27 protein-coding genes are annotated in these 26,095 nt (G+C 65.7%); 7 read left to right on the top strand and 20 right to left on the bottom strand.

What is annotated here, in order from left to right; translation table 11 throughout:
* Positions 1–104: 104 nt before the first annotated feature.
* Together YU9_RS0106800 and YU9_RS0106795 are read right to left on the bottom strand one after the other, a co-directional pair.
* Complete coding sequence (locus YU9_RS0106800; protein WP_027572117.1) at positions 105–884, bottom strand: enoyl-CoA hydratase; 780 nt, start codon at positions 882–884, stop codon at positions 105–107.
* Between the two features lie 145 nt (positions 885–1,029).
* A complete protein-coding gene (locus tag YU9_RS0106795; RefSeq protein WP_027572116.1) occupies positions 1,030–1,683 on the bottom strand; it encodes a hypothetical protein in 654 nt (217 codons plus the stop codon).
* A gap of 291 nt (positions 1,684–1,974) precedes the next feature.
* Here YU9_RS0106795 and YU9_RS0106790 point away from each other — a divergent pair, with 291 nt between their 5' ends.
* Both YU9_RS0106790 and YU9_RS0106785 read left to right on the top strand, forming a co-directional pair.
* Positions 1,975–2,520 carry a sigma-70 family RNA polymerase sigma factor gene (locus YU9_RS0106790; protein ID WP_027572115.1) on the top strand — a complete coding sequence of 182 codons (546 nt, stop codon included), beginning with the start codon at positions 1,975–1,977 and terminating at the stop codon, positions 2,518–2,520.
* Positions 2,521–2,522: 2 nt separating this feature from the next.
* The gene (locus YU9_RS0106785) at positions 2,523–3,161 is read left to right on the top strand and encodes an NrsF family protein (RefSeq protein ID WP_027572114.1); all 639 of its coding nucleotides are present in this window, start codon (positions 2,523–2,525) and stop codon (positions 3,159–3,161) included.
* A 264-nt stretch (positions 3,162–3,425) separates the two neighbouring features.
* On the opposite strand, the gene YU9_RS0106780 is transcribed toward YU9_RS0106785, so the two are convergent.
* Entirely contained in the window at positions 3,426–4,526 is a 1,101-nt protein-coding gene (locus tag YU9_RS0106780; RefSeq protein ID WP_027572113.1) for a DUF2336 domain-containing protein, read from the bottom strand.
* A gap of 63 nt (positions 4,527–4,589) precedes the next feature.
* Positions 4,590–5,747 (bottom strand): GGDEF domain-containing protein, encoded by a 1,158-nt coding sequence (locus tag YU9_RS0106775; RefSeq protein ID WP_027572112.1) that lies wholly within the window; start codon positions 5,745–5,747, stop codon positions 4,590–4,592.
* Between the two features lie 435 nt (positions 5,748–6,182).
* On the opposite strand from YU9_RS0106775, the gene YU9_RS0106770 reads away from it, so the two are divergent.
* The 4 genes from YU9_RS0106770 (at position 6,183) to YU9_RS0106755 (ending at position 10,293) form a co-directional block, all read left to right on the top strand.
* On the top strand, positions 6,183–6,752 hold the full coding sequence (locus YU9_RS0106770) for a sigma-70 family RNA polymerase sigma factor (protein ID WP_027572111.1): 570 nt from the start codon (positions 6,183–6,185) through the stop codon (positions 6,750–6,752).
* Positions 6,749–7,444, top strand: coding sequence for a hypothetical protein (locus tag YU9_RS0106765; RefSeq protein ID WP_027572110.1), 696 nt, complete (start codon positions 6,749–6,751; stop codon positions 7,442–7,444). The genes YU9_RS0106770 and YU9_RS0106765 overlap by 4 nt, the downstream gene beginning before the upstream one ends.
* A 16-nt stretch (positions 7,445–7,460) precedes the next feature.
* Complete coding sequence (locus YU9_RS0106760; RefSeq protein ID WP_027572109.1) at positions 7,461–9,173, top strand: S8 family serine peptidase; 1,713 nt, start codon at positions 7,461–7,463, stop codon at positions 9,171–9,173.
* 484 nt (positions 9,174–9,657) lie between these two features.
* Positions 9,658–10,293: a TIGR03809 family protein gene (locus YU9_RS0106755; protein WP_051380354.1), complete on the top strand. Its 636-nt coding sequence runs from the start codon at positions 9,658–9,660 to the stop codon at positions 10,291–10,293.
* Here the strand turns inward: YU9_RS0106755 and YU9_RS0106750 are convergent.
* The 6 genes from YU9_RS0106750 to YU9_RS0106725 form a co-directional block, all read right to left on the bottom strand.
* Positions 10,290–11,660, bottom strand: a complete 1,371-nt coding sequence (locus YU9_RS0106750; protein ID WP_027572107.1) for a TIGR03808 family TAT-translocated repetitive protein — start codon at positions 11,658–11,660, stop codon at positions 10,290–10,292. The two genes, YU9_RS0106755 and YU9_RS0106750, sit on opposite strands and share 4 nt — an antisense overlap.
* Before the next feature lie 95 nt (positions 11,661–11,755).
* Complete coding sequence (locus YU9_RS0106745; RefSeq protein ID WP_027572106.1) at positions 11,756–12,409, bottom strand: pyroglutamyl-peptidase I; 654 nt, start codon at positions 12,407–12,409, stop codon at positions 11,756–11,758.
* Complete coding sequence (gene meaB / locus YU9_RS0106740) at positions 12,406–13,395, bottom strand: methylmalonyl Co-A mutase-associated GTPase MeaB (protein WP_027572105.1); 990 nt, start codon at positions 13,393–13,395, stop codon at positions 12,406–12,408. The genes YU9_RS0106745 and meaB overlap by 4 nt, the downstream gene beginning before the upstream one ends.
* 51 nt (positions 13,396–13,446) lie before the next feature.
* Positions 13,447–14,958, bottom strand: coding sequence for a tripartite tricarboxylate transporter permease (locus tag YU9_RS0106735; RefSeq protein WP_027572104.1), 1,512 nt, complete (start codon positions 14,956–14,958; stop codon positions 13,447–13,449).
* 4 nt (positions 14,959–14,962) lie between these two features.
* Positions 14,963–15,454: a tripartite tricarboxylate transporter TctB family protein gene (locus tag YU9_RS0106730; RefSeq protein WP_027572103.1), complete on the bottom strand. Its 492-nt coding sequence runs from the start codon at positions 15,452–15,454 to the stop codon at positions 14,963–14,965.
* Positions 15,455–15,628: 174 nt separating this feature from the next.
* Positions 15,629–16,621 carry a tripartite tricarboxylate transporter substrate binding protein gene (locus tag YU9_RS0106725; RefSeq protein WP_027572102.1) on the bottom strand — a complete coding sequence of 331 codons (993 nt, stop codon included), beginning with the start codon at positions 16,619–16,621 and terminating at the stop codon, positions 15,629–15,631.
* Positions 16,622–16,782: 161 nt separating this feature from the next.
* On the opposite strand from YU9_RS0106725, the gene YU9_RS0106720 reads away from it, so the two are divergent.
* A complete protein-coding gene (locus YU9_RS0106720; RefSeq protein WP_245266315.1) occupies positions 16,783–17,307 on the top strand; it encodes an SRPBCC family protein in 525 nt (174 codons plus the stop codon).
* Between the two features lie 7 nt (positions 17,308–17,314).
* Here the strand turns inward: YU9_RS0106720 and YU9_RS0106715 are convergent, their stop codons facing one another.
* The 10 genes from YU9_RS0106715 to YU9_RS0106670 all read right to left on the bottom strand — a co-directional run bounded on the left by YU9_RS0106715 (position 17,315) and on the right by YU9_RS0106670 (position 25,790).
* A complete protein-coding gene (locus YU9_RS0106715; RefSeq protein WP_036017123.1) occupies positions 17,315–18,085 on the bottom strand; it encodes a DUF3298 and DUF4163 domain-containing protein in 771 nt (256 codons plus the stop codon).
* Between the two features lie 31 nt (positions 18,086–18,116).
* Complete coding sequence (locus tag YU9_RS0106710; RefSeq protein WP_027572099.1) at positions 18,117–18,413, bottom strand: nucleotidyltransferase family protein; 297 nt, start codon at positions 18,411–18,413, stop codon at positions 18,117–18,119.
* A 34-nt stretch (positions 18,414–18,447) separates the two neighbouring features.
* Positions 18,448–20,604 carry a methylmalonyl-CoA mutase gene (gene scpA, locus YU9_RS0106705; RefSeq protein WP_027572098.1) on the bottom strand — a complete coding sequence of 719 codons (2,157 nt, stop codon included), beginning with the start codon at positions 20,602–20,604 and terminating at the stop codon, positions 18,448–18,450.
* Positions 20,605–20,627: 23 nt separating this feature from the next.
* Positions 20,628–21,092: a GFA family protein gene (locus YU9_RS0106700; RefSeq protein WP_027572097.1), complete on the bottom strand. Its 465-nt coding sequence runs from the start codon at positions 21,090–21,092 to the stop codon at positions 20,628–20,630.
* Complete coding sequence (locus tag YU9_RS0106695) at positions 21,089–22,960, bottom strand: methylmalonyl-CoA mutase family protein (protein ID WP_027572096.1); 1,872 nt, start codon at positions 22,958–22,960, stop codon at positions 21,089–21,091. Before YU9_RS0106695 ends, YU9_RS0106700 begins: the two co-directional genes overlap by 4 nt.
* Positions 22,961–23,041: 81 nt before the next feature.
* The gene (gene folK / locus YU9_RS0106690) at positions 23,042–23,533 is read right to left on the bottom strand and encodes a 2-amino-4-hydroxy-6-hydroxymethyldihydropteridine diphosphokinase (RefSeq protein ID WP_027572095.1); all 492 of its coding nucleotides are present in this window, start codon (positions 23,531–23,533) and stop codon (positions 23,042–23,044) included.
* Between the two features lies 1 nt (position 23,534).
* Positions 23,535–23,903, bottom strand: a complete 369-nt coding sequence (folB, locus tag YU9_RS0106685) for a dihydroneopterin aldolase (protein WP_027572094.1) — start codon at positions 23,901–23,903, stop codon at positions 23,535–23,537.
* The gene (folP, locus tag YU9_RS0106680) at positions 23,900–24,760 is read right to left on the bottom strand and encodes a dihydropteroate synthase (protein WP_027572093.1); all 861 of its coding nucleotides are present in this window, start codon (positions 24,758–24,760) and stop codon (positions 23,900–23,902) included. The genes folB and folP overlap by 4 nt, the downstream gene beginning before the upstream one ends.
* 232 nt (positions 24,761–24,992) lie before the next feature.
* The gene (locus YU9_RS0106675) at positions 24,993–25,400 is read right to left on the bottom strand and encodes a DUF4332 domain-containing protein (RefSeq protein ID WP_027572092.1); all 408 of its coding nucleotides are present in this window, start codon (positions 25,398–25,400) and stop codon (positions 24,993–24,995) included.
* A 24-nt stretch (positions 25,401–25,424) separates the two neighbouring features.
* Entirely contained in the window at positions 25,425–25,790 is a 366-nt protein-coding gene (locus YU9_RS0106670; protein ID WP_027572091.1) for a hypothetical protein, read from the bottom strand.
* Positions 25,791–26,095: the final 305 nt, after the last annotated feature.

Raw genomic sequence — 26,095 nt, 5'->3', positions numbered from 1 at the left:
TGCCGCGGGGAAAACTCCCATGAAATCCGTGCTTGTTGCAGGTGCGTCACAGGATTTCAGCGGGAAAGCGCCAGAGCCTTACACCAGCCTGACCGGTTCGCGCTCTACCGGTTCTTGTTCACCGGCTTGCGCTTCTCGATGAACGCCGCCATGCCCTCGGAGCGGTCCTCCAGCGCGAAGGTCGAGTGGAACAGGTTGCGCTCGACGCTCATGCCCTCGGCAAGCGTGGTCTCGAAGGCGCGGTTCACCGCTTCCTTGGCCATCGCGGCCGCAGGGCGCGACATCGATGCAATCTTCTCAGCTGCGGCGATCGTTTCGTCCATCAGCTTGTCGGCGGGTACGATGCGGCTGACGAGGCCCGAGCGCTCGGCTTCCGCCGCATCCATCATCCGGCCGGTGAGGCAGAGGTCCATTGCCTTGGACTTGCCGATCGCGCGCGTCAGGCGCTGGGTACCGCCGATGCCGGGAATGGTGCCGAGCGTGATCTCGGGCTGGCCGAACTTTGCGGTGTCGGCGGCGATGATGAAATCGCACATCATGGCGAGCTCGCAGCCGCCGCCGAGCGCGTAACCCGCGACCGCGGCGATCGTCGGCTTGCGGCAACGCGCGACGCGGTCGCCGCCGATCGCGGCGAAATCCTCGGAGAACATGTCGATGAAGCCCTTGGGCTGCATCTCCTTGATGTCGGCGCCGGCGGCAAAGGCCTTCTCGCTACCGGTCACGACGATGCAGCCGATGGCGTCATCGGCCTCGAGATCGTCTACGGCGGCGGCGATCTCGCGGAAGACGCCGAACGAGAGCGCGTTGAGCATCTTCGGCCGGTTCAGCTTAATGATGCCGACCGCACCGATGCTTTCGACGATGATGTGTTCGAACGTGCTCATACTCCACCCACGCTTTTCATTGAGCGGGCAATGTGCCCGCTGGCGCGGTGGGCTTCAAGGGGCTACAGGCCGCCGGAACGCGACGAAAGGCGCGTTCCGGACGAGGCCCGCCAGGCCAGTACTCAGGTCGCCAATCGGCCGGCAATCACGCCATGAACATCCGAGCGGCGGACGCCAGCGTCAGCAGCGTGCCGACGCCGATGAAGATCTTGCCGATCAGGGAGCTCTGGTCCCAGGCCGAGCTCTGCTGGCTGCTTGCCATCACCGGCGCCGGCCGTGGCAGCGCCTCGGTTGCGGCAATCACCGCCTTCTGCGCCGGCGGGTTCTCCTGCACGGCGCGATCGATGTCGTTGAGCTGATCGGGCGCGACGACCTGGCTCTCGGGGTTCGCTGCGTCGGTATTATCGGCTGCTGCCTGCACATTGTCGTTGGCGCGGTTCGTCATCGCGGAGGCGGCCGCGGCAGTCGGCGTGTCGGCGGCGAGCTGCGCATTGGCGTTGGCGACGTCGGGCGGCATCTGGCTCGACGCCGGTACCTGACTGTCGGTCTTGTCGTTCTTGGCCTCGTCGGCCTTGGGCGCGGCGTCCTTCTTGTCGGCCTTGTCGTCGGACTTCTGCGTCGTCTTGCTGCTGGTGCGGCGCGAGTCGTGGCGCCGGTGCTTGGCCGTGTCGGCCTGCTTGTCTGCGCTGTCCGCTTTACTGCTCGCGGCCGAACTCGGCGCCGCCTGTGCAACGCCCCCAAACAGCAGGAAAAGCCCGGCCAAAACGATCAGGGCCGCGCGCGCGCTGGTTTTCATCATGTTGACGATCTCCCCAATTCCGCCCGTCCCGGCTGCGAACAGAGACCCTGGGGCGTGACGACAGCGGGGCAGAAAATGGGAATCTTCGGGCTACACCCGGCAAAAACGGGGCAAACCGTCCCCTTGCGACCGGTGGCCCGATGCGGGACGCGCCGATCGGTGTTATGAGCCGTCGCCGATGTTTGCGGCCGCGCCGGTCGCGAGGTCCGGGTCTTGATCACGAGTTCGTGATATGTCCGGCCCCTGCGTAACAATTTGAAAGAGCGGCCGAATTGCATGGTGAGGGCGCGGGTGCGCGGACGTGAGGACGAGTGGACCGGCCTGATGCGGTCGGCCATGGCGGGCGATGACGCGGCGTATCATCGCCTGTTGAAGGCAGTCACGCCGGTGCTGCGCGCTGCCGCGAGGCGCGGCTTGGCGCGGGCAGGTCAGCCTCCCGACCAGGCCGAGGATATCGTGCAGGAGATTCTGTTGGCGGTGCATCTGAAGCGGCACACCTGGGACAGCGAAGCCCCCTTCGCGCCCTGGCTGTTTGCGATCGGCCGCAACAAGCTGATCGACGCGCTCCGCCGGCGCGGCAGGCGCGTGTTCGTCAACATCGACGATTTCGCCGAGACGCTGCCGGGTGAGGCGCCGCAGGAGACGGCTTCGGCTGGCGAGGTCGCCGCCCAACTGGGCACCCTGCCGCAGCGTCAGCGCGACGTGCTGCAGTCGATCGCGGTCGAGGCCGCCTCGATCAAGGATACGGCGGCAAAGTTTTCGATGAGCGAGGGTGCGGTGCGGGTCGCGCTGCATCGCGGACTTGCGGCGCTGACGGCCAAACTGCGGGATCATTAGTCATGGACACCGATCAGCTCATTCGCTCGCTCGCAGCCGACAACGCGCACCGCGCGCCACGGGTCGGCGCCGTGCTGACCATGGCGCTGCTGGTGGCCGCGCCCTTGTCGATCCTGATTTTTGCGACGTTCCTCGGCGTGCGCGCCGACGTGATGAGCGCCATGCGCAATCCGTTCTTCGACATGAAGTTCGCGGTGACGCTGTCGCTCGCAATCCCCGCGATCATCGTCAGCCTGCATTTGTCGCGTCCCGAAGCCCTGCTGCGCGGCTGGGGCTGGCTGCTCCTGCTGCCCGTCGGGCTGCTCGCGGTGGCGATCGGCAGTGAGGCGATGATGGCGCCAGCCATGCCGATGACGATGCGCCTGATGGGCAAGAACTCCAGGGTGTGCCTGGTCGCAATCCCTGCGATGTCATTGCCGCTGCTTGCGGGGGCGCTGTTCGGCCTGCGCCACGGCGCGCCGTCGCGCCCCGCGCTGGCCGGTGCACTCGCCGGTCTGGTCTCGGCCGGGCTCGCCGCGACCCTCTACGCCTCGCACTGCACCGATGACTCGCCCCTGTTCGTCGCGACCTGGTACACGATCGCGACCGCGATGGTGACCGCGATCGGCGCGGCGGTCGGCGCGAGGGTCTTGAGATACTAGAGCACGATGGCATGAGGCTTGATCGCTGCAACGACCGAGGTGCACTCCCTCGCCCCGTTCTTGCGGGAGAGGGTTGGGGGAGAGGGTGTTTCCGCGATGGGACAATTCCCAAGAGGAGAAAGCCTCACCCGGCGCTTCGCCATAGCCGAGGCTTTGCCTCGGCGTCTCTTGAGATGACGGCCGCCGGAGGCGGCCTACGCCTCTCCCGCAAGCGGGAGAGGTGAACCACCCGCGGCAATCGATTCAGCTTAAAGCCATTCCGCTTTAGCCCACCGGCGTCGCGCTCTGCATGCGGTGGAAGCGCAGCACCTGCTGCGCGGTCGATGAGCGCAGGGCCTCGTAGGTCTCGCGCAGCGTCAGCATGTCGGTCTGCGACCCGCCGGAGAGCCTCTCGCGCATGCCGATGATGGCGCGCACGCTCGACCATTGCATGCCCGCAACCTTGGCAAGGATCATCACGCCCTCGGTGCGGCTTTCGATCATCATGGTCTCGGCGGTCTCGACCGCAACGCCGGCGAGCGCGGCGAGCCCGGCATTGGTCTCGTCGAACTTGCCCTGCTCGGCGAAGGTGGTGATCTGGAATTCGTTGAGGCGGCCGTCCTCGTGCAGTGACTTCACCAGTGCGCGCGCCATCTCGGTCTGCCTGGTGATGGCGGCGGCGCGGACCCGCTGGGCCGCCTCCTGCACCACGGTCGACACCTCGTCCGCGAGCTCAGGATGCGCGGCTTCCAGCTTCCGGCGCACGGTCGAGGACGCCTTCGCAACCAGCCTCAGGTAATGATGGCGCGGCAGGTCGGGCCGCAAGCCGATGCAGCTGGCGAGGAGGTCGTCGCGTTCGGCGCGCGTGACGAGGTCGGTGAGACGTTCCTCGGAGAGCCGAGCGCCAGGATTGCGGACGGTCGATTGCACGACGTCCTCGTTGCCGCGTGTCACCAGCACGTCGGTCAGGGCTTCCGACAGAACCCGCCGCAGCGAGATCGCCTTCAGATGGGCCTGGCCCCGCGTGCGCGCGATCTCGATCAGGGTGGCCTCGTCCAGCCGTTCCGATTTCGACAGCACGGGTCCAGCGACCTCGATGACCTCGTCGAGCGCGAGCGTGCGGATGATCTTCGGCGGCGCAGCCGCGATCGGCGCGAGGCGTTCGGCGAGCAGCGCCCTGGCCGCAATCTCGATCTGCTCGATCAGGCACTGGAACACGTCGTCGAACACGCGAATGTGGTCGTCGGAATAGTCGACTGCATTGCCCACGAAGAGATCGGTGACGCGGCGCAGCGTCTCGACCCGGCGCGCAACGGTGCCGTGCGAGAGGGCAGCCTGCAGTTCCTCGAGCAGGTTTTCGGATGGTCTTGCGGATTTGGAAATCATTGCCCTGTCCTGGAGCGTTCGGCCCGGCGGCGGCTTCTGCCGCACCGGAGGAGAATGGATTGGTCAGCTCGTTGCGATGCAGTTGCGCCCTTGCGCCTTGGCGGCATAGAGCGCGCTGTCGGCGCGCGCGAGAAAAGTGTCGGCAGTATCAACGTCGCGCAGCGTCACGACGCCCGCGGAAATGGTCACCCGCATGCCCGGAGAGAATGCGCTCCAGTCGAGATCGGCGACGATGCCGCGCAAGCGCTCGAGCATGTGGCGCGCGCCGTCGCCCGACGTGTCCGGCAGCAGCAGCAGGAATTCCTCGCCGCCGTAGCGGCCGAAACTGTCGGTCGGCCGGATGTTGGCGAAAATGGTGATCGCGAAGGTGCGCAGCACCTCATCGCCAATGGGATGGCCGTGGGTGTCGTTGATGCGCTTGAACCAGTCGAGATCGATCAGCGCGATCGCGCAAGGCCTGGATGCCTGCCGCGACGTTTCGATCTCGGCGTCTAGAAGCCGCATGATGCAGCGGCGGTTGTAGGAGCCGGTGAGTTCGTCGAGCTCGGCCAGTTCCTCGATGCGCCGATAGGCGGCCTTCAATTCGATGCTGCGCCGGTACAGGATCTTGCGCAGGGTGGCGCCGAACAGGCCGAGGAACGCGCACTGGCCGATCACCAGCACGAAGCAGAGCATCGAGGCGGTTCGCTGCAGCCGGGTCGCGACCGGCAGTCCGATCGGCAGGTCCGATCCTAGGAAGACGATGGCGAGTCCGCAGGTGGCAAGGCCCCAGGTGAGCATTGCCTGGCTCGACGTCATGCGCAGCGTGCCGAACGCGAAGATCAGAAACAACACGGCCAGGAACGCGACCCCGACCGTCGGCACCGCGAGCAGGAACAGCAGTTGCAGCGCCATATGCGCCGAGATCTGATAGACGGTGAGGTAATGATCCTCGAACCGGTCGCCGAAACCGGCTTCCGACAGCACCGTGAACGTCCCGATGATCAGGAGGCCGCCGAGCCAGAACAGCGATGGAACGCCCATGGAGATCGTGCCGTCATAGGCGTAGAGCAGCAGGACCGAGGCGCCCAGCGAGTAGCTGGCGACCTGGCCGATATACATCTGGCGGCGCTGCCGGGCCCGGCGCGCCCGGACTCCGGGAGCTGTCGTCTCAGGCGCGAGGACAAGATCCGCGACCTCTGCGGCATTCCTCTCCGGAAAGGACGTCGCGGCCGTGCTCATGGTCCCGCCAATGATGGATGTCAGTGCAAAATCTACGTGGCAAGCCTTTAGGTTTGGTATCCTTCTGGAGCCGAATCCGAACGGTGCAACCCGGAACAAGGTGATCAGCCACCTCGAGAATTTTGCCGGTGATCATGCATCCTTCGCGATGCGGTCGAGCCAAAGCAGGGCTTGGCGCGACAAACGTGGTGCAGGGCTGCTATGGAACCGGAATTGCCCGGCCCGATGCCGGGTGGACCATTCCGCAGGGAAACATCTCAGTATTATGATACCTATCTGGATTGATGCCGCTGACTTAAGCGGGTGGGATAAGAAAAATATGCAGATGTGGGGTAGCTCACACAGGTTCCCGTATGACTGCGGTAGCTTGAACAATTTTGCACCCCCCGTCGAACCGTCCACCGCATCGACCCGACCAACTTTGCGAGACGGCCATTGAGCGTGACACAGGCGGCTTCGGACGAGATCCTGATCGCCAGGATCGCTCAAGGTGACCGGCTCGCCATGCAGGTGCTGTACGGGCGGCACCATGTCAGGGTCTACAGGTTCGGACTGAGGCTCGTGCGGGACGAGCAGGCGGCGGAAGACCTCATCAGCGAGGTGTTTCTCGACGTCTGGCGTCAAGCCGGCAAGTTCGAGGGCCGGTCCGCCGTTTCCACCTGGCTGCTGGCAATCACCCGATTCAAGGCCCTGTCTGCGCTCCGGCGCAGGAAGGATTTCGAGCTGGACGAAGAAGCCGCCAACGCGATCGAGGACACGTCCGACGATCCGGAAACGGTGGTGCAGAAGAAGGATACCAGTGAGGCGTTGCGGGAGTGTCTGACGGGGCTCTCGCCGGAACACCGGGAGATCGTCGATCTCGTCTACTACCACGAGAAATCCGTGGAAGAGGTGGCCGAAATCGTCGGGATCCCGGGGAACACTGTGAAGACGCGCTTGTTCTATGCGCGCAAGAAACTGGCCGAACTGCTGAAGGCAGCCGGCGTTGAGCGAGGCTGGCCATGATGGCTTTGAGCAAGAAGATGCTGGAGCAAGAGCCCAGTGAAATTGAACTGCTGCTGCCCTGGCACGCCGCCGGCACGCTGAACGCGCGCGATGCGCGCCGTGTCGAGGAAGCGCTGGCACGCGATCCCGAGATGGCCAAGCAATATGCCGCAATCCGCGGCGAATACGAAGAGACCATCCATCTGAACGAGAGCTTGGGGGCGCCGTCGGCGCGCGCGATGCAGAAGCTGTTCGCCGCGATCGACGCCGAGCCGGCACGGGCGAGCGGTTCGCTGCCGCTGTCGGCGCGCATCTCGACCTTCTTCGCGAGCCTGTCGCCGCGCACGTTGGCGTGGTCCGCAAGCCTCGGCGCCGTCGCGCTCGTGCTGCAGGCCGGGATCATCGGGGCCGTGCTGATGAAGAACCAGCCGGCGACCTTCCAGACGGCTTCGCTCTCGACCAGCGCGCCGATCACACGCGAGCTCGGTAGCACGGCCGCGCCGGCGCGCGCGCTGGTGCGCTTCACGCCGGAGGCGCGCGTCGCCGACATCACCGCGCTGCTCGACAGCTACCAGGCGTCGATCATCGGCGATGCCAAGGGCGGCATGTTCCGCCTCCAGTTCGACAAGGCGATGAGCCAGGACGAGCTCGCCTCGCTGCTCGGCAGGATACAGCGCGAGAAGTTCGTCAACCTCGCCGTCGCGGCGCCCTAGGCGCGCCGCTGAGCCGATGACGGGCAAATCCGAGAGCAGGGTGCGCGCCGGGGCCTACGCTTCATCGGTCGGCGCCGCGCTTCTGGTCGCCTCCTGTCTCGGCGTCGAGGTTGCGCAGGCGCAGGCGATCATGCGCACGCCGATCAGCGTTCCCTCGCGCACGCCGACCATCACTCCGAGCATTACCCCGCGGGTCAGCCCCAGTGTCGCTGCGCGCGCGGTCAGCGTCGACCGCGGCCCGCGGACGATGGCGACCATTCCCCACACCACGACGTCGCGCGTACGGCCGACGACGCCGGTGCTGCCCTATGCGCGCTATTCGCCGAACCTCTATCCGGCCTGCACCGCTCCCTATCGCGATGCCGACGGCGAGTGCACAGGCCAACCGAACGCAGGCGGCGAGGGCACTGGAAAACCAGGCAAGAAAAGCGCCGGCAAGGGGCGTGGCAACAACACGCCGGTCGCGGCGAACCAGCGCAGCTTCGCCGGCGAATTCGTCGCCGAGATCGACGGTGCGCTGTCGTCGGCCGAGGCCGACGAGTTGGCGCGTCGCCACGGCCTGACCCGCGTCGCCTCCGAGAACTTCCCGCTGATTGGAGCCACGTTCGGCCTGTTCCGCATCACCGACGGCCGGCCGTACGAGACGGTGCGGCGCGAATTCGCGGCCGACGGCAGCGTGCGCTCGCTCCAACCAAACTTCCGCTACGTGCTCCAGGACCAGAAATCGTCGGGGACGACCGAGGGCGATCCCGCGCAATATGCGCTGACGAAGCTCCGCCTGCCGCAGGCGCATACGCTGGCGCATGGAGCCAATGTCACGATCGCCGTGATCGATTCCGGCATCGACGCCAAGCATCCCGAGCTCGCCAATTCCGTCGCCGACAATTTCGACGCGCTCGGCAGTGCCGAGGGGCCGCACGTCCATGGCACCGGCATCGCCGGGGCCATCGTGGCGCATGCGCGTCTCATGGGCAGCGCGCCTGAGGCGCGGATCATCGCCATCCGGGCCTTCGGCGGCGCCAATGGCGGCGCCGAGAGCTCGTCCTACATCATCCTGCGCTCCCTGAATTACGCCGCCGAGCACGGTGCGCAGATCGTGAATATGAGCTTTGCCGGTCCAAAGGACGCGGTGATCGAGCGCGCGATCGCGGCGACGGCCGCGCGTGGCCTCGTGCTGATCGCAGCCGCCGGCAATGCCGGCGCGAAATCGCCGCCGCTCTATCCGGCAGCCAACCCCAATGTGATCGCGGTCAGCGCGACGGATCAGCAGGACAGGCTGTTCTCCGCCTCCAACCGCGGCAACTACATCGCGATCGCAGCCCCCGGCGTCGATATCTTCCTGCCGGCGCCCGACGGCAAATACCAGATGACGTCGGGAACCTCGTTCTCGGCCGCCTATGTCTCTGGCGTCGCGGCGCTGCTGCTCGAGCGCAACTACACTCTGAAGCCGGAAGCGCTGCGCATGACGCTGGCAAGGACCGCGCGCGACCTCGGCTCACCCGGGCGTGACGACCTTTTCGGCGACGGTCAGGCCGACGCATTTGCCGCGGTCATGGCTGTTCCCGCCGACAGCGCGACGCCGGTTGCGGCTGCCTCCGGTACAACAAAACGTGAAGACGCGGGCAAGCGTCGCGACGAGCCCGGCAGCCGTGCGATCGAGCAACCCTCGCTGTCCAGCACGGAAGATAAATCCACGGTTTCTCAGGCAGATAGGCCGGCGACGCGATAGCGGCTGCGTCAATGATGCGCGAGAGGCCGAAGGTCAAAAAAGCGAACCCCGCATTGAACGTTCAGCCAGCTGCCACGACCAACTGATGTGGGAGCGGTCATCCCTCCCCATCAGTCATATCAGGCGCGAGCGCCCATCCACCCCAAGCGCCCATATGGCTCGACCCGTCCGGTTGTCCCCCCGGACGGGTCTTTTCTTTTTGGGGCGTCCGATTTTTTGAGGCTTCGCATTCGTTCAGCTTGCGGTTGAAGATCGCCGGAGCTTTGATCGCCGTCGCTCGCACAACGCGCCGCAAGTCCGTTATGCTTGTGCGAAGCTTGACTCGAAAACACAGCAAATCACCGCACGACTACGGTGTTTGATGACGAATGCCGTGTCGTTGCTGGACAAGTCAAAACTTTTCCACAAAATATTCATGTCGCGTCTAAATTGATTCGTGTGCGTTGCGTCCCCGCGTCCGTATTCTCTCCTGACGGGCTGGTTCATGACACATCGCCAAGGGTTTGTTCGCGACGCGGCTCGCAGCCGCCACATCGCGGCACATTGGTGCGCTCTCGCCGAGCAGCGCCTGCAACATCTCTCCGAGATGTTCGAGACCGGCCGCTGGCGCCGCTATCATTCCGAGATCGCGTTCCTCGAAAACATCCAGGAAGCCAAGCGTGCCGTCCAGACGTGGCGCGCGCTGGCAACCGGCGGGGATGTCGCCGAGGCGGCTGCGAGTGTGACGCCCGCATTCGGTTGGTCGCCGGCGACCATGCCCCGCATGGCGCCACGCGAGCAGCAGGCGCAGACCGTGCAGCCCAAGGCCGTTCATATCGCTCCCGAGACCGCCATGCCGATCAGGCTCGATCCGAAACCGGACGTACTCGCGGAGATCACCGAAGCCCCGATCGCGCCGCTTGCTCCAATCACACCGCGCCCGGCGCCCGCTGCGACGGCACCGCTTACCTTGCCTGTTGCCACGGCGCCGAGCGTCACGCCTGCTGCCATGGCAACACTCCTGCCGCAGTTCTCCCCGCCCGCCACTGAAATCGTTGCGGCCCCCGAGCGCGTCGTCGAGTTCACCCTCAGCCTCGACGGCCTGGAAGCGAAGTACCCGCTGCTGCGGAACGCGTTCTAACGCCGCACCGCATTGCCGCCGACCACCACCTGCGCGAACCGTTGCGCCCCTTCGGCCGACAGATCCGACGTCACGGCACGCGCGTGGTCGAGCCCGACCACGGCGCCTCGCGGCGTTTCCGAGATCATGTTGTTGTTGACGAGCGCGGTGCCGGCGCCCGGCACCACGGAGACGCCGACGCCGGCCAGCGCCTTGCGGATCACGTTCCCCGTGATTGCAACGTCGCGCAGATATTTGCCCCAGCCGGCGACGATGCCGTAGGACGGCGCGTTCTCGATTACATTGCCGGTCACCGAAGAATCCGCTTCGATGTAGATGCCGACGCCGGCATCGTCGTCCGGCGCGGTCCCGATCGGCCGCTTCGGGATCAGATTGCGGATGATGTTGCCCTGGACCACCGCGATGCGGCCGCCTTCGTTGAAATTGCAGACGGAGACGCCGACGGCTGCGCCGTCGACGGTGTTGTTGGCGATCACCGCGGCCTCGAACGCGAACTCCGAATAGAGCGCGACCTCGCGCACGTCGCTGACGCTGTTGCCGCTGATGTGGATGTTCGAGGCGGAGTTGCCGCGCACCGCCGAGTAATCGCAATTCTTGATGCGGTTACCGCGCACGATCACGTTGCCGGCGCGGAAAGCGTTGATGGCATTGCCGTATTGGCCCGAGCCGCCAGGGCCGGCCTTGATCTCCTCGATGCGGTTGTCGGCGACCAGCGTGCCGTCGTCGCCGATCGCGGTGCGCAGGATCTCGATGCCGTTGTCATTGGTGCCGAGAATCGTGTTGCGGGAGACGCTGAGGCCCCTGGCGTCGAACGAGACGACGGCGGTCACCGCGATGTTGGTGAAGATACTACCGGAGATCTCGCCGGCGACCTGCTCGAGCCAGATGCCGCTGCCGCCCGAGTTCGTGATCTCGCAATCGGCGATGCGGACGTCGCGGCTCCCGAGGACATGGATCAATCCGCGCCGCGGGGGCAGTGGGATATTGCCGCCGTCGAAGGTGAGGCCGGTGAGGCCGATGGCATCGGAGCCGTCGCTCTGGATCGCCGAGGCCCCGCCGGTGAAGACCAGCCTGGTCGCACCGCGCACGCCGATCAGTTGCGCGCCGTTCGGCAGGCGCAGCAATCCGCTGCGGTAGACGCCGGGTGGCAGCGCCAGCGGCATTTGCGCCCGCGCGGCCTCGTCGATCGCGCGCTGCAGCGCGCGCGTCTGATCCTCGCTGCTGCCGGGCCGCACGCCGTATTGTGTGGCATCGCGGCCGAGCAGGGACGTCAGCGGCGCCGCGCGCGCGGCGTCAACAGGCATAGCCAGCGCGCCGGCGATGCCTGCGGTTGAGGCTCCGATGAGGTGACGGCGATTGAGGTCCATGACGCGTCCTCCGGCGGACGCGGGAGGTGTCCGCAGCGGTTTGGTAGCGCAGCGCGGCCGGTGCCGTGAGGATTGTTCGCGGTAGGGTTAAATGTTTACGCAATCGGGCTGCGTGACTGCCTTGCCAGCCGCACCATCTCCATCAGCATGGCTTCCCCCGCGTCCACCAGTTCCTCCAGCGTGATCCGCGGCGCGCCCTTGCGCCGGGCTGCGCCGCTCCGCGCAAGCAAGGGAATGTGGATGAATGCCGCGAGCCGCGGCCCGCCGGCCCTCACGTTCTCGATCGCGCGCCAGCTTAAGTAATTGCAGAGATAGGCGCCGGCATCGCGCGAGGGGCGCGCGTCGATGCCGGTGAGGCGTGCCGCGCGCAGCAGCCTTGCGGTATGCGGACCGAACGTCATCGCGTCAGCATGGCCGACGATGCCGCGCTTGCTGGAGCGGGTGTTGGCGGCATCGGGCCAGAGCATTGTGACCGCGTTGCGCGCGCGGGTCTCGATGCGCAGGTAAGGCGTGCGGGCGGCGAGGCCGAACATCAGGAGCGCGTCGGGCTTTTGCGCGGCGAGCACGTCAGGCAATTGGCGGTCGACCGCGGCGTAGGTGACCGGGAAAACGTGGCTCGACAGCTCGACATCGTCGAGCGCCGGCCGGCGCAGCTGCGTCAGCCGCGCCACCAGCGGCTGGGTCGGGTTATAGGGCGCGCCGGGAAACGGTCCGAAGCCGGTGAGCAGAATGCGGAGCTTGTTGCTCATTGCAGCAACTCCAGGATCTGCTCGGCGGCGAGCGCCGGGGTGAGATGGCCATCGGCAACTTCGGTCTCGAGCTTCCGGACTTTCGTCCGCACCGACGCCTCGCTGCGCAGCCGCGCCAGCATGCGCTGCTCCAGCATCGACCACATCCACTTCACCTGCTGCTCACGCCGCCGCGCGGCGAAATCGCCTGACGCGTTCATCGCCTTCCGGTGATCCAGAACCTTCTGCCAGATCTTTGCGATTCCATCGCCTGTCAGTGCCGAATAGGTCTCGACCGGCGGATGCCAATGCTCGGATCGCGGTGCCAAGATCTGCAGCGCGCCGCGATAATCGGCCGCGGTGATCCTGGCACGCTTGAGATTGTCGCCGTCAGCCTTGTTGATGGCGATCATGTCGGCGAGTTCGACCAGGCCTTTCTTGATGCCCTGCAACTCGTCGCCGCCGCCGGGCAGCATCAAGGCAAGGAAGAAATCGGTCATGTCGCAGACTGCGGTCTCGGACTGGCCGATGCCGACGGTCTCGACCAGCACAACGCCGAAGCCGGCCGCCTCGCACAAGAGCATCGCCTCGCGCGTCTTGGCGGCGACGCCGCCGAGCGTGCCCGAGGACGGCGAGGGGCGGATGAAGGCATCGTCGGAGGCCGCGAGGCGCGCCATCCGCGTCTTGTCGCCGAGGATCGAGCCGCCGCTGCGCGCCGAGGACGGATCGACCGCGAGCACCGCGACCTTGTGGCCCTGTTCGATCAGATACGTCCCGAGCGCATCGATGGTGGTGGATTTGCCGACGCCGGGCGAGCCGGTGATGCCGACACGAAACGCCTTGCCGGTGTCCGGCAGCAGCTTCTGCACCAGCTCCCGCGCCAGCGCCTGATGGTCGCCGCGCCGGCTCTCCACCAGCGTGATCGCCCGCGCCAGCGCCGCGCGGCTGCCGGCGCGAAGCTCCTTGGCGAGGGTCTTGATGTCGAGCGAGGACTTCTTCTCAGTCATGCCCTGCTTTACAACGCCCCGGCGGGTCAGGCGAGGGCCGCCCGCCCGATATCACCGGGTCGTTGCCGCGGCTGTCTGCATCGGTTTCACCTTGCGCCACACCCAAACCATCACCGGCCAGAGCAGGGCGCCGATCGCCATCGCGGCGAGGATCGCCGCGACCGGGCGCTCGAAGAACGGCAGCACGCTGCCGTCGGACTTGATCAGCGAGGTGACGAAGGCCTGCTCGACCATGGTGCCCATCACGATGCCGAGCACCATCGCTGCGACGGGATAGCCGTTCGCCTCCATGACATAGCCGATCACGCCGAAGGCGGCGACGGTGACGACGCCGAACATGTTGTTGCCGATCGCGAACGAGCCGACCGCGCAGCACAGCATGATGATCGGCATCACGGTTGAGCGCGGCGCCAGCAGGATGTAGGCGGCGACGCGGATCATGGCGATGCCGAGCGGGATCATCAGGATGTTCGCGATGATGAACATCAGATAGATCGCGTACATGCTCGACGCCTTCTCGGTGAACAGCGTCGGGCCGGGATTGAGGCCCTTCATGTAGAGCACGCCGATCGCGATCGCCGCGATCGTGTCGCCGGGGATGCCGAACAGCAGGGAGGGCACCCAGCCGGACGCGATGCTGGCATTGTTGCTGGCGCCAGCCTCGACCAGGCCCTCGACATGGCCGGTGCCGAACTTTTCCGGCTCCTTGGAAAAGCGCTTCGACATCGCGTAGGACACCCAGGCCGCCATGTCGGCGCCGGCGCCGGGAAGCACGCCGATGATGATGCCGACGATGTTCCCGCGCGTCATCTGCCAGTGATACAGCTTCGTCAGCTTCCACTGGCCGGCCATGATGCTTCCGAATCTTCGCCGCGGCAGTGGCGGCGGTTCCGGCGTCAGCATCGCCCGCATCACCTGCGCCACCGCGAACACGCCGACCAGCGCCGGGATCGGCTCGATGCCGCCGAACAGATCGGTAATGCCGAAGGTGAAGCGCGGGATGCCGCCGGGATTCTCGATGCCGATGCAGGAGACGAGCAGGCCGATGAACATGCCGGCGATCGCCTTCACCGGCGAGGAGCGCGCGACCAGGGTGGCGCACATCAGGCCGAGCAGCGCCAGCCAGAAATATTCGAAGGTCGAGAACGACAGCGCGATCTCGGCGAGCGGCGGCGCCAGGATCATCAGCGACAGCACGCCGGCGATACCGCCGACCGCCGAGAACCAGACGCCGGCACCCAACGCAAGCTCGGCTTGGCCCTTGCGGGTCATGGCATAGGCCTCGTCGGCATAGGCCGCGGAGGCGGGCGTGCCGGGAATGCGCAGCAGCGCGCCCGGAATGTCGCCCGAGAAGATCGCCATCGAGGACGCCGCCACGATGGTCGCAATCGCCGCGATCGGCGACAGATAGAAGGTGACGGGGACGAGCAGGGCGGTCGCCATCGTCGCCGACAAGCCCGGCAGTGAGCCGATCACGAGGCCGTACACGGAGGCTGCGATCATCGCGATGATGACCTCCCAGGTGGAGATCAGCGCGAATGCATCAATCAGGGTCTTCAGCATGGGATTACCAGGGCGTCGGCAACAGGCCGGCGGGCAGCGGCACGCGGAGCAGCTTGCCGAAAATGAGGTGGATGGCGAAGGGCGAGAGCGCCGCGAGCGGCAGCGCCAGCTTCCACTTGGCCCCGAGCGCGGTCGAGGTGACGTAGACCATGATCGCAGCGGTGATGATGAAGCCGAGCCGGTCGGCGGCTGCGACGTAGAACAGCAGCAGCGCCGGCGGCAGCAAGGCGCGCAGGCCGTAGAGCTTACTCTGCGGCGGCGGACTGGCTGCCTGGCCGTTCTCGAACGGCACCAGCTCTTCCTCTTCCTCGAAGGAATGGCCTATGCCGAACACGATGGCGAGCCCGCACAGCGCAAGACCGCAGCCGATCACGAGCGGAAACACGTTGGGGCCGACCGGCTGCCCCGGCACCGGCGGCAAGATGTAGCCGCCATAAGCGGCAGCCGCGCCAAGCACGACGAGAAACGATCCCGTGACGGAGTCGGGAAGACGCATGGGAGGGGTCCTGTGGAGTTTTTTTCTCCCTCTCCCCGTTCTTACAGGGAGAGGGTTGGGGTGAGGGGCTTTCCGCGCTGACGGTGAGAGTTGGACTCGCGGAAAGTCCCCCTCACCCGAATTCGAACAGAGCTCGAATTCGACCTCTCCCCGCGAGCGGGGAGAGGTGAATAATCACGCTTTGCTCAATCCCGCCGCCTTCATTGCCTCGCCCATCTGGGCGTCGCCCTTGTCCATGAAGCTGGCAAACTGGCCGGCATCGCCCCACACCGTGCCGAAGCCACGATTGCTCATGAAGTCCTTGAACTCGGCGGAGTCGTAGACCTTCTTCAGCGCCGCGGTCAGCTTGGTTGCGATCTCCGGCGGCAGGTTCTTGGGCGCGCCGATGCCGCGCCAGGCGCCCGTCGCGTAGTCGATGCCCAGCGCCTCCTTCAGCGTCGGCACGTCCTTGAAGACCGGGTTGCGCGCGGGGGCCATGATGGCGAGGCTCCTGGCCTTGCCCGCCTCGATGATGGCGCGCGCCTCGGGCACCGAGCAGGTGGTGAGGTCGAGGCCGCCGGCGGCGAGATCCTGCATCGCAGGTGCCGCGCCGTTCGACGGCACCCAGGCGACCTGGTTGGCGGGCAGGCCCATGGCCTGCATCCAGCCGACCAGCGCGAGATGCCAAATGCCGCCCTGGCCGGTGCCGGAAGCCTTGAACTTGCCGGGAGGCGCCGCCTTGATCGCGTCGGCGAGCTCCTTGACAGTCTTGTAGGGCGAGGAGGAGGAGACCTGGATGCCGGGTGGGTCCTCGTTCATCAGTGCCAGCGGGGTGTAGCTCCTCGGCGTCAGCTCGGTCAGGCCCTGCCAGTGCATCATCGAGATTTCGACGGTCAGCATGCCGATGGTGTAGCCATCGGGCTGCGCGGTCGCGATCGCGCTATGGCCGACGACGCCGGAGCCGCCCGTGCGGTTGACGACGTTGAAGGGCTGGCCGAGGTCCTTTTCCAGCAGCGCCGCGACGATGCGCGCGGTGGCATCGGTGCCGCCGCCGGCGCCCCAGGGCACGATCACGGTGACCGGCCGAGCTGGATAGGCTTGTGCGAGTGCGGGCTTGAACCCGAAAGCGGCGGATGCCGCGACCGCGGCCGTCGAAGCCGCAAAAGTGCGGCGCGAAATCTTGGACATTGAATGCCTCCCAGCGGCGCCCGTGACGCCGGGCGCTCGTGTCAATGGCGACATTCTAGTCGGCTTTGCAGCGCCGCCGCAAGGTAGCGCTACCAAGGAGATCGACATGTTGTGTGAAAACAGCATGCCCATCGGATGGGCCAGTCGGAAATCGGGTGGGTTTGGCCTGCGCGATTCGCCAACCTCAGCGCGTAACGAAAGCCAAAGGCAAGCTATCGATGACTCAAGCCTATTACAGCGCCGTGCTGGATCGGCCGCTGGATGACGTCTGGTCGCTGATCCGCGATTTCAACAACTATCCCGCCTATATCGACGGCGTGAGTGAGAGCGTGATCGAAGACGACAAGCGCGGCGATGAAGTCGGCGCCATCAGGCGGTTCTGCTATCTCGGAAACTGGATTCGCCAGCGCCTGGTCGATCACTCGGACCTGCAGCACACCCTCACCTATGCCGGTCTCGAAGCATTGCCGTATCCGCAAGATCACGGAAGTCAGACGCCGGCGCCGACGCGCTATCAGGGCACCATGCATCTGCGCCCGATCGTCGAGGGCGACCGCACCCTCATCGAATGGTCGGTCATCCTCGATACCGAACCTGCGGACGCCGATCGATGGCAAGCCTTGTTTGCGTCCTGGATTCCGGATTGGACGGACTCACTTGCGCGGACGCTGGCGCGATCCAGTTAGCGATCGCTCAGGGCTCCTCCGCGTCGCCCTTCGGCCGCGCGCCGCCGAAGATGCGCGTGCCTTCCGCGGTGAGGTAAGGCTTCAGCGTCTCCCACGGCACGAAGGCGACATACTCGCCTTCGGCGTAGGGACCGACGGCGCAGGGCGGATAGTGGAAGGTGAGACCGGAGCTCTTGCCCGCTTCAGTTGACGGCGCCAGCGTCACCGCGCCGACCTTGAGCAGGTTCGGCTCCACGCCTTTGAACCACTCGTCGGTCGCGGTCTCGCTGGTGTCGCGCTTCTTTTTCTCCACCTTGAGCGAGGCGATCGCGGCCTTCACCATCGCCTTCATGGTGGGGCCGCCATCGGCGGTCTCGGTGAAGAACGGGCGGATCGAGATGCGCTTGGTCGTTGTCCTGTCCCACAGGATCGTGTTCACGTCCGAATTGGGATGCGCGCCGCTTGTGTTCATGTAGTCGTTGCGGAGGATGCTGACGTAACGGTCGGCAACAACGGAGCGGATCTCATATTTGCGCTCAAATTCCCAGCCGCCTTCCTTAAAGAACTGCGGATCGGCTTTGCGCGAGGCGGCGGCCTCGGCCGCGTTCTTGTCGAGCCATCTCTTGCCCTCCGCGAGACAATCCGCCGCCAGAGCCGCGTCCGCCTTGATCTTGTCGTCAAGGAGGATGCGCGCCTCGATGCTCTTGGTCTTGATGATGGCGTCGGGTCTTGGATCGGCGGCGCGGGCGGAAAGCACGCACGTTGCGCTGAGCGCCAGGGCGACGCTCAAACCGGTCATGAACTTCAAGGATAGTGCTCCTGCGTGAGCGTCAGAATATTTCCAGAATGTCGTCTGCGCTGTGTGGCGCAAAGCGAGGGGACATCAAGCGGCGAACGGTTGCCTGCGTCTGGAGGCCGGTGGCGTCCTCGATGATGTGCTCGACATCGATCAGGTTGAGTAGCGAGAACGAGGTCTCCGGTTCGACCTCGACCAGAATGTCGATATCGCTGTCAACGCCGTAATCTTCGCCGGCCCGCGAGCCAAGAATGGCAAGCTTCGATACGCCTTTGCCTTTGATGGCGTCCGCGTTCTTGCGTATCGCAGCGATGATTTCGTCACGTGACATGGACACACCTGGCCGGTCACGGCCAGTCTACCATCTACTCCGCCGCCTCGCTATGCCCGAGCCGCGCGTTCAGCTTGCGGATCAGCTCCTCGGCTGCGTCCGCGATCACGGTCCCGGGCGGGAAGATGGCCTCAGCACCGGCGGCATAGAGCGCATCGTAATCCTGCGGCGGCACCACGCCGCCGACGATGATCATGATGTCGTCGCGGCCCTGCTTCTTCAGCGCGGCCTTCAGCTCCGGCACGGCGATGAGGTGGGCGGCAGCGAGCGAGGAGACGCCGAGGATGTGCACGTCGTTCTCAACCGCTTGCCGCGCGGCTTCGTCCGCGGTGGCAAACAGCGGCCCGATGTCGACGTCGAAGCCGATATCGGCGAACGCCGATGCGATCACCTTCTGGCCGCGGTCGTGGCCGTCCTGGCCGATCTTGGCGACCAGGATGCGCGGACGGCGGCCCTCGGCCTCCTCGAAGGCGTCGATCAGCGCCTGAACCTTCTCGACCTGGCTGCCCATGCTGGACGCCTCCCGCTTGTAGACGCCGGTGATGGATTTTATTTCGGCGCGGTGCCGGCCGAACACCTTTTCCATCGCATCGGAGATTTCGCCGACGGTCGCCTTCGCGCGTGCCGCGTCGATGGCGAGCGCCAGCAGATTGCCATTGCCTTCGCCGGCCGAACGCGTGATCGCCGCAAGCGCGGCATCGACGTCCTTCTGGTTGCGTTCGGCTTTCAGCCGCTTGAGCTTGTCGATCTGAAGCCGGCGGACATTGGTGTTGTCGACCTTCAGGATCTCGATTCTGTCCTCGTCGGTCGGCTTGTACTTGTTGACGCCGATTACCGCCTGCTTGCCGGCATCGATGCGGGCCTGGGTCTTGGCCGAGGCCTCCTCGATGCGCAGCTTGGGCACGCCGGCTTCGATGGCCTTTGCCATGCCGCCGAGCTCCTCGACCTCCTGGATATGGCTCCACGCCTTGGCCGCGAGGTCGCGCGTGAGCCGCTCGACGTAGTAGGAGCCGCCCCAGGGATCGATGATGCGGGTGGTGCCGCTTTCCTGTTGGAGGAAGAGCTGGGTGTTGCGGGCGATGCGCGCCGAGAAATCAGTCGGCAGCGCCAGCGCCTCGTCAAGCGCGTTGGTGTGGAGCGACTGCGTGTGGCCTTGCGTCGCCGCCATCGCTTCCACGGTGGTGCGCATCACATTGTTGAAGACGTCCTGCGCGGTCAGCGACCAGCCGGACGTTTGGCTGTGCGTGCGCAGCGACAGCGAGCGTGGGTCCTTCGGATTGAACGGTTTGAGCAGCTTCGCCCACAGCAGGCGCGCCGCGCGCAGCTTGGCGACTTCCATGAAGAAGTTCATGCCGATCGCCCAGAAGAACGACAGCCGCGGCGCAAAGCGGTCGACGTCGAGGCCGGCGGCAAGGCCGGCACGTAAGTATTCGACGCCGTCGGCGAGCGTATAGGCGAGCTCGAGGTCCTGCGTCGCGCCAGCCTCCTGCATGTGATAGCCGGAGATCGAGATCGAGTTGTATTTCGGCATCTTTTGCGAAGTGTAGGCGAAGATGTCCGAGATGATCCGCATCGAGGGCGCCGGCGGATAGATGTAGGTGTTGCGCACCATGAACTCTTTCAGAATGTCGTTCTGAATGGTGCCTGAGAGCTTCTCCGGCGGCACGCCCTGTTCCTCAGCGGCGGCGACATAGAGCGCGAGGATCGGCAGCACCGCGCCATTCATGGTCATGGACACGCTCATCTGGTCGAGCGGAATGCCCGCGAACAGCGTGCGCATGTCGTAGATGGAATCGATAGCGACGCCCGCCATGCCGACATCGCCGCCGACCCGCGGATGATCGGAGTCATAGCCGCGATGGGTGGCGAGATCGAAGGCGACCGAGAGGCCCTTCTGTCCGGCCGCGAGATTGCGGCGATAGAACGCGTTGGAATCCTCAGCCGTGGAGAAGCCGGCATACTGCCTGACGGTCCAGGGCTGGTTGACATACATGGTCGGGTAGGGGCCGCGCAGGTAGGGCGCGATGCCCGGATAGGTCTCGAGGAAATCGAGCCCGGCCAGATCCGCCTCGCCATAAGCGGGCTTCACCAGAATGCCCTCGGGCGTCAGCCATGGCTCGGCGCTGCCGGCTGGAGCTGCGGTTGCGGTCCGCTCGAAGGCGACATCGGCGAAATTGGGAATGCGGCTCATGGCTTCAACCATATCATAGGCGCTCAATCATGATCCGGATGCTGATAGCTGACGATGGTCGCCATCTTCTCCGGTCCGTAATTCTGCTGCGTGGTCTGGCTCGGCAAATTGGCGATACCGACCACCCAGCCGAGGCGGGATTCAGTGCCGAACTGCCGCGTCGGGATGACGCGGTCGGGATGGTCGAAGGTGCCGGTCATGATCTCGATCCTGTCGCCGTCGATGCGGCCGAAGCTCAGCGGCGTGCCGCAGCCAGGGCAAAAGCCGCGCTGGGCGATGGTGGAAGAGCGGAAGAACGAGGGCTGCCCCTTCGTCCAGGCAAAGTCCGTCTTGTTGACGTCGGCGAAGGAGGCGAATGGCGCTCCGCTCGCCTTCTGGCACATCCGGCAATGGCAGATCGAAATCCTGGTCGGTGCCGTCATGACTGCAAAGCGCACCGCCCCGCATTGGCAGCCGCCGGTGAGAACGGGTTTGCCGGTTTCGGTCATGGCTGCTCCATCCGTCGATAGGCGTCTTGCAGGATCGCAAGCGCATCGCCTCCGGCGAAGACAAAGCCCGTGACGCCGGCCGCACGCAGCGCCGCCTCGGCATCGGTCGGGCGGCCTGCCAGATAGATATGTCTGCTGCCTGCCGTTTGCAGGGCCCGGGCGGCGGGTTCCGCCTGACCGGCATAGACCTTGTCACTGGAACAGAGGCAGGCAAGCTCCGCACCTGAGGCCTCGAATGCGGCTGCGAGCTTGGCCGGATCGGCAAAGCCCTCGCTGTCGACGGCCTGGATGCCTCCCGCTTCGAAGAAGCTCTTGGCGAAGGTCGCCCGCGCCGTGAAATCGGCGGGCGTGCCGAGATTGGCCAGGAACACCTTTGGCCGCGTGCCCCGCACCTTCAAGGCCGCATCGGATTTGTCGCGCAGCGCCTCGAATGGTTGCGCCAGCCGGATCGGCGGCAACGCTTCGAATTTGTATTTTGGCTCGCCGTAGGGAGCGAGCGTGATCGGTGTCGCCTCCAGTACGGTGGCTTCGCTCTCATGCAGGTTCGGAAACTCGCTGGCGCCGGTCAACACGTCACGGCGCTTTGCGATATTGGCCTCGCGCGCCTTGCGCGTTACCGCAACCTTGCTCTGGAACACGCCCCGCTGAAGCGCCGCGAAGGCGCCGCCGGCTCTCTCGCTCTCCTGGAACAGGGCCCAGGCGGCCTCGCAGAGCTGCGCGGTCAGCGTCTCGATGCCGCCTACGCCCGCCGCGGGATCGCTGACCTTGGCGAGGTTGCTCTCCTCCAGCAGCAGAAGCTGCGTGTTGCGCGCCACGCGGCGCGCGAACGGATCGGGCAGACCCAGCGCGAGCGTGTGCGGCAGCACGGTGATGGCATTGGCGCCGGCGAGTCCCGCCGCGAACGTCGCCATGGTCGCGCGCAGCATGTTCACGTAGGGGTCGCGCTGCGTCAGCATGCGCCAGGCCGTATCGGCGGCAATGAACAACGGCTTTGGCGCGAGCCCGCAAGCCGTCTCGATGCGCGCCCACAACAGCCGCAGCGCGCGGAATTTGGCCATTGTCAGGAACTGGTCGGCATCGGCGGCGAGCCGGGCATAGACCATGCCCTGTGCCTGCTCGAGGGGGACGCCGGCAGCTTCGACGGCGCGCAGATAGGCGACGCCGCAGGCCAGCACGAAGGCGAGCTCCTGCACTTCCGAACCACCGGCATCATGGATCACGCGCCCATCGGCCGAGGCAAACGGCCCTTTGAAGCCTAGCGCAGCAAGCCCCTTGATCGCGCCGGTGACGGCGGGAACGATCTCGTCCCAGCTATAAGGGCTGTGGCCCCACACCGCACCGGCCGCGAGCGGATCGAGCCCGAAGCGGATGTTGCAGGACGCGGGGTCGAGACCCCGGCTCTTCACATATTCCGCGACATGGATCGCGGCCATCCGCGATTGCGGACCGATCTGGAGTTCGATGCCGATCCCGGCGTCAAGATGAATATTCTTCAGGACCTTTGCGACAGCATCCGCCGTCGGTTCCAGACCGAAACCATGGGCGCCGCTGCCGCCGGCGAACACCAGCGCAAGCCCCGTCGCGCCGTTCTCCAGATCCTGCAGGGCCTGCGCATTCGCGAGCGCCGCGTCGGGATGGTCGATCCGCTGCACGATCTGCCACGGCGCCGCCGCTGGCCGTCCCACCACGGGCGCAACGCCCTCGGTGCGCGGATAGAGCGGATCGATCTTGATGCCATCATAGGTCTTGCCGACCAGCTTCTCGAACGGCGCGCCCTTCAGCACGCCGTCGACCAGCTTGCGCCAGTCTTCGACGCTCGCCTTGGGAAAATCCGCCGCCAGCGGCAGGTCGTCAGTCACGGAGGTCATGCGGCGAGGGGCTCCCGAAAGTCTTGTTATTCGCAGGCGAAATTGCCACGGCAGACCGTCCCTGCAAACGGTTGTTTTTGGTTAACCGGTATCCGGAAGCCGCTCAATGCCTTGCGTCGAGACGCTGGCGAGCCCGTCACGCACACGAATGCCTGAGATCACGCGGTCTGGCGCGATTTCGGCCAGCGGCACCAGCACGAAGGCGCGCTCGAACAGGCGCGGATGCGGCAGCGTCAGGTCGGGCTTCTGCAAGCTGACGTCGTCGTAGGCGACCATGTCGAGATCGAGCGTGCGCGGGCCCCAGCGCCGCTCCTTGTTCCGCGTGCGGCCGAATTTCCGCTCGACCTTCTGCAGCACGAACAACAGCGCGTGCGGATCGAGGCTGGTCTCGATCTCGATGCAGGCGTTGATGAAGGGATCCTGGTCCTCGTCGCCCCAGGGTGGGGTCGCATAGTCGGACGAGCGCGCGATCAGCGCCGCCTGCGCCATGCCGCAGATATGCGCGATCGCCTTCTTGAACGTCGCGCGGACATCGCCGACATTGCCGCCGAGTGCGATCAGCACGCTCGCCATGTCAGGGATGCCGCGAGCGCGTTAGCATGATGCCGACGTCGTCGAAGATCGCGGCGATCGGCGCGTGCGGCTTGTGCACCGTGACCTTCACGGCGCGGATGCGCGGGAAGTGCGACAGGATGGCGTCAGCCACCGCGCCGGCGGCGCGTTCCAAGAGCTTGTAATTGGTGTTCTTGAACGCCGCCGTCGTCGTCGCCACGACATCGGCGTAGGACACCGTGTCCGCGAGCCGGTCGGTCCGCGCAGGCTCCGACAGGTCGGTATAGAGTTCGAGGTCGATGACGAAGCGCTGGCCGACCTCGGTTTCGTGATCCATCACGCCGTGGCGGGCATGGATCGACAAGCCGGTGACGAAGATCGTATCGGTCATTGCTTGCTCTCGATTGCGTGTGCCACCCGCAGGGCCTGCAAGGTCTCGGCGACGTCATGGGTCCGGATGATCCTGGCGCCGCGCTGCGCGGCCATCAGATGCGCGGCGATCGAGCCGGCGAGCCGCTCCGATGGCTCCGACGGCGACACCGAGGCGATGAAGCGTTTTCGCGAAGCACCAACGAGGATTGGCAGGCCGAACATGTCGAGCTCGCGCAAGCGCGCCAGCGCGATCATGCTCTGCTCGGCCGTCTTGCCGAAGCCGATGCCGGGATCGAGCACGATGCTCTCGCGCGCAATGCCGGCTTTTGCGGCGATGTCCAGCGAGCGCAGGAAGAATGCTTTCATATCCGCGACGATGTCGATGGCGGGATCGACGCTGTCGCGGTTGTGCATGACGATCACGGGAACGCCCCTTGCGGCGATCAGCGGCGCCATGTCGGCGTCCCCTTGCAGACCCCAGACGTCGTTGGCGATCGCCGCGCCCTGTTCGAGCGCGAACGCCACCACCTCCGCCTTCATGCTGTCGATCGAGACGGGCACACCGAGCGCCACCACGCCAGCCAGCACCGGCTTCAGCCGCGCGAGCTCTTCCGCCGCCGTGACCGGCCGGGCGCCCTTGTAGGGTCGGGTGGACTCGGCGCCAATATCGATGATGTCGACACCATCGGCGATCATCGCCCGCGCCCGCGCGAGTGCCTGATCTGGTGCGATGAACGCGCCGCCGTCGGAGAAGGAATCCGGGGTGATGTTGAGCACGCCCATCACCGCCGGGATCGGCCGGCCCACGAGCGTCCGCAGCGCATCAGGCCCGGCCGAGCCGGCCGGCGGGACGGATGGGGAGGGCGAGGCATTCATGCGCGTGGCATTGCGCTGTCGGGAAGGGGGAGTCAAGACGGGATTGGAAGCGCCGACGGCTCCGGGCGTCGCTCTCTCGCCGTCACCCTGAGGTGGCCGCTTCTTCAGCGGCCCTCGAAGGGCTACGGCCCGGCTCTTTCCGTGGAGATGCAGCGTGGCCGTGCATCCTTCGAGGCTCTCCACGAGACGCGTTGCGTCCCGTGCTTCGCACCTCAGGATGACGGAGTTGCAATCAATACGTGATCTTCGGCGGCAGCTTCTTGGCCTTGGCGATGATGTCGCCAACCGACTTCTCCGACGGCAGGATGCGGACCAGCTTCTTCTTCTCGTTGGCTTCGCGCATGCTCTGCGCCAGCCTTGCGGGATTGCGATAGGCGAGCTCGCGCACGGTGGCGACGCCGGCGGCGCGGACCAGGCCGACCTTGGCCCTGCCCATGCCGGGAATGCGCATGTAGTCGGAGACGTTGGCCCACTCCAGCAGCGACTGCTCGCTGATGCCCGTCTTGGCGGAAAGCGCCTTGCGGCCCTTCACGGTCGAGGCCGCCTCGAGCAGCGCGTCGGTGGTGCGGATTCCTTGCGCCTTCAACTTGTTGGCTGCAAAGGCCGGCAGGCCCTCAATCTCGGAGATCGGATATGTCATGATGCTCGATATGAAAAGCGTCGCTCAGGCGAACTGGCTGAGGCCCGGCGTCCCCGCGATGATCTTGCCCATCTGATCCGCTCCGATTTTGTCTCGCCCGTAGCGGAAAAGTTCACGGGCGACGTTTTGAATCTCGGACATGCCAAGCCCCAGGCCCATCAGGCGGGTGCCGACGGCCATCAAGCCGCCGCCCATCAGCCGCGACAGGCCGCCGCCGCTCCTGGACGCCTCGATCGCAGCTTCCGCTCCCGGGATTTGGTCGATCAGGGCCTGCACGCTATCGGAAGGACCCTCGCTGCGGAGGAAGCCCAGGATGATGCCGACGGTCTTTTCAGCGACAGCACCATCTATGCTGGCGTTTGCCGCCAGCCGTCCGATCAGCTCGTCCATAAGGCCCGCCCCTCAGCCGGTTTGCATGCCGGAGTATTGCTTTCGAAAATGATCTTGAGCCGGTGTGATGTGAAATTCAAGCGATGAACGCACGCGCCGTCGCGATTCACCTTCGAACGCGCGAAAGGTGTTGCAGCCGTGCAAGAGCCGAGGACGAATCGGCGATAAATTGCCGGGTTGCGAACACCTCGTTCGTACTTTCGGCTGATGTCGTCCGTTTGTGTCCGACAATGTCGCATGCCGGGACGCGTTGAACGGTTTTAATCGGCGTGCGACATGCGTTAAACTACGGAACTGGTGCATTT

Source organism: Bradyrhizobium sp. WSM1743, assembly GCF_000473065.1.
Lineage (GTDB): Bacteria > Pseudomonadota > Alphaproteobacteria > Rhizobiales > Xanthobacteraceae > Bradyrhizobium.
Note: the sequence above shows the minus strand (reverse complement) of the source record. Positions and strands in the feature narration are given on the sequence as shown.

Excerpts from the sequence above, each read along its gene's own strand:
- YU9_RS0106780 (WP_027572113.1), bottom strand. The coding sequence starts at position 4,526 with ATGATTTCCAAATCCGCAAGACCATCCGAAAACCTGCTCGAGGAACTG.
- YU9_RS0106700 (WP_027572097.1), bottom strand. The coding sequence starts at position 21,092 with ATGACCGAAACCGGCAAACCCGTTCTCACCGGCGGCTGCCAATGCGGG.
- YU9_RS0106795 (WP_027572116.1), bottom strand. The coding sequence starts at position 1,683 with ATGATGAAAACCAGCGCGCGCGCGGCCCTGATCGTTTTGGCCGGGCTT.
- YU9_RS0106675 (WP_027572092.1), bottom strand. The coding sequence starts at position 25,400 with ATGACATATCCGATCTCCGAGATTGAGGGCCTGCCGGCCTTTGCAGCC.
- YU9_RS0106800 (WP_027572117.1), bottom strand. The coding sequence starts at position 884 with ATGAGCACGTTCGAACACATCATCGTCGAAAGCATCGGTGCGGTCGGC.
- meaB (WP_027572105.1), bottom strand. The coding sequence starts at position 13,395 with ATGACTGAGAAGAAGTCCTCGCTCGACATCAAGACCCTCGCCAAGGAG.
- YU9_RS0106745 (WP_027572106.1), bottom strand. The coding sequence starts at position 12,409 with ATGAGCAACAAGCTCCGCATTCTGCTCACCGGCTTCGGACCGTTTCCC.
- YU9_RS0106695 (WP_027572096.1), bottom strand. The coding sequence starts at position 22,960 with ATGACCTCCGTGACTGACGACCTGCCGCTGGCGGCGGATTTTCCCAAG.
- YU9_RS0106715 (WP_036017123.1), bottom strand. The coding sequence starts at position 18,085 with ATGACCGGTTTGAGCGTCGCCCTGGCGCTCAGCGCAACGTGCGTGCTT.
- YU9_RS0106775 (WP_027572112.1), bottom strand. The coding sequence starts at position 5,747 with ATGAGCACGGCCGCGACGTCCTTTCCGGAGAGGAATGCCGCAGAGGTC.
- YU9_RS0106755 (WP_051380354.1), top strand. The coding sequence starts at position 9,658 with ATGACACATCGCCAAGGGTTTGTTCGCGACGCGGCTCGCAGCCGCCAC.
- YU9_RS0106750 (WP_027572107.1), bottom strand. The coding sequence starts at position 11,660 with ATGGACCTCAATCGCCGTCACCTCATCGGAGCCTCAACCGCAGGCATC.
- YU9_RS0106760 (WP_027572109.1), top strand. The coding sequence starts at position 7,461 with ATGACGGGCAAATCCGAGAGCAGGGTGCGCGCCGGGGCCTACGCTTCA.
- YU9_RS0106785 (WP_027572114.1), top strand. The coding sequence starts at position 2,523 with ATGGACACCGATCAGCTCATTCGCTCGCTCGCAGCCGACAACGCGCAC.
- YU9_RS0106725 (WP_027572102.1), bottom strand. The coding sequence starts at position 16,621 with ATGTCCAAGATTTCGCGCCGCACTTTTGCGGCTTCGACGGCCGCGGTC.
- folK (WP_027572095.1), bottom strand. The coding sequence starts at position 23,533 with ATGGCGAGCGTGCTGATCGCACTCGGCGGCAATGTCGGCGATGTCCGC.
- folB (WP_027572094.1), bottom strand. The coding sequence starts at position 23,903 with ATGACCGATACGATCTTCGTCACCGGCTTGTCGATCCATGCCCGCCAC.
- YU9_RS0106710 (WP_027572099.1), bottom strand. The coding sequence starts at position 18,413 with ATGTCACGTGACGAAATCATCGCTGCGATACGCAAGAACGCGGACGCC.
- YU9_RS0106670 (WP_027572091.1), bottom strand. The coding sequence starts at position 25,790 with ATGGACGAGCTGATCGGACGGCTGGCGGCAAACGCCAGCATAGATGGT.
- scpA (WP_027572098.1), bottom strand. The coding sequence starts at position 20,604 with ATGAGCCGCATTCCCAATTTCGCCGATGTCGCCTTCGAGCGGACCGCA.
- YU9_RS0106730 (WP_027572103.1), bottom strand. The coding sequence starts at position 15,454 with ATGCGTCTTCCCGACTCCGTCACGGGATCGTTTCTCGTCGTGCTTGGC.
- folP (WP_027572093.1), bottom strand. The coding sequence starts at position 24,760 with ATGAATGCCTCGCCCTCCCCATCCGTCCCGCCGGCCGGCTCGGCCGGG.
- YU9_RS0106765 (WP_027572110.1), top strand. The coding sequence starts at position 6,749 with ATGATGGCTTTGAGCAAGAAGATGCTGGAGCAAGAGCCCAGTGAAATT.
- YU9_RS0106735 (WP_027572104.1), bottom strand. The coding sequence starts at position 14,958 with ATGCTGAAGACCCTGATTGATGCATTCGCGCTGATCTCCACCTGGGAG.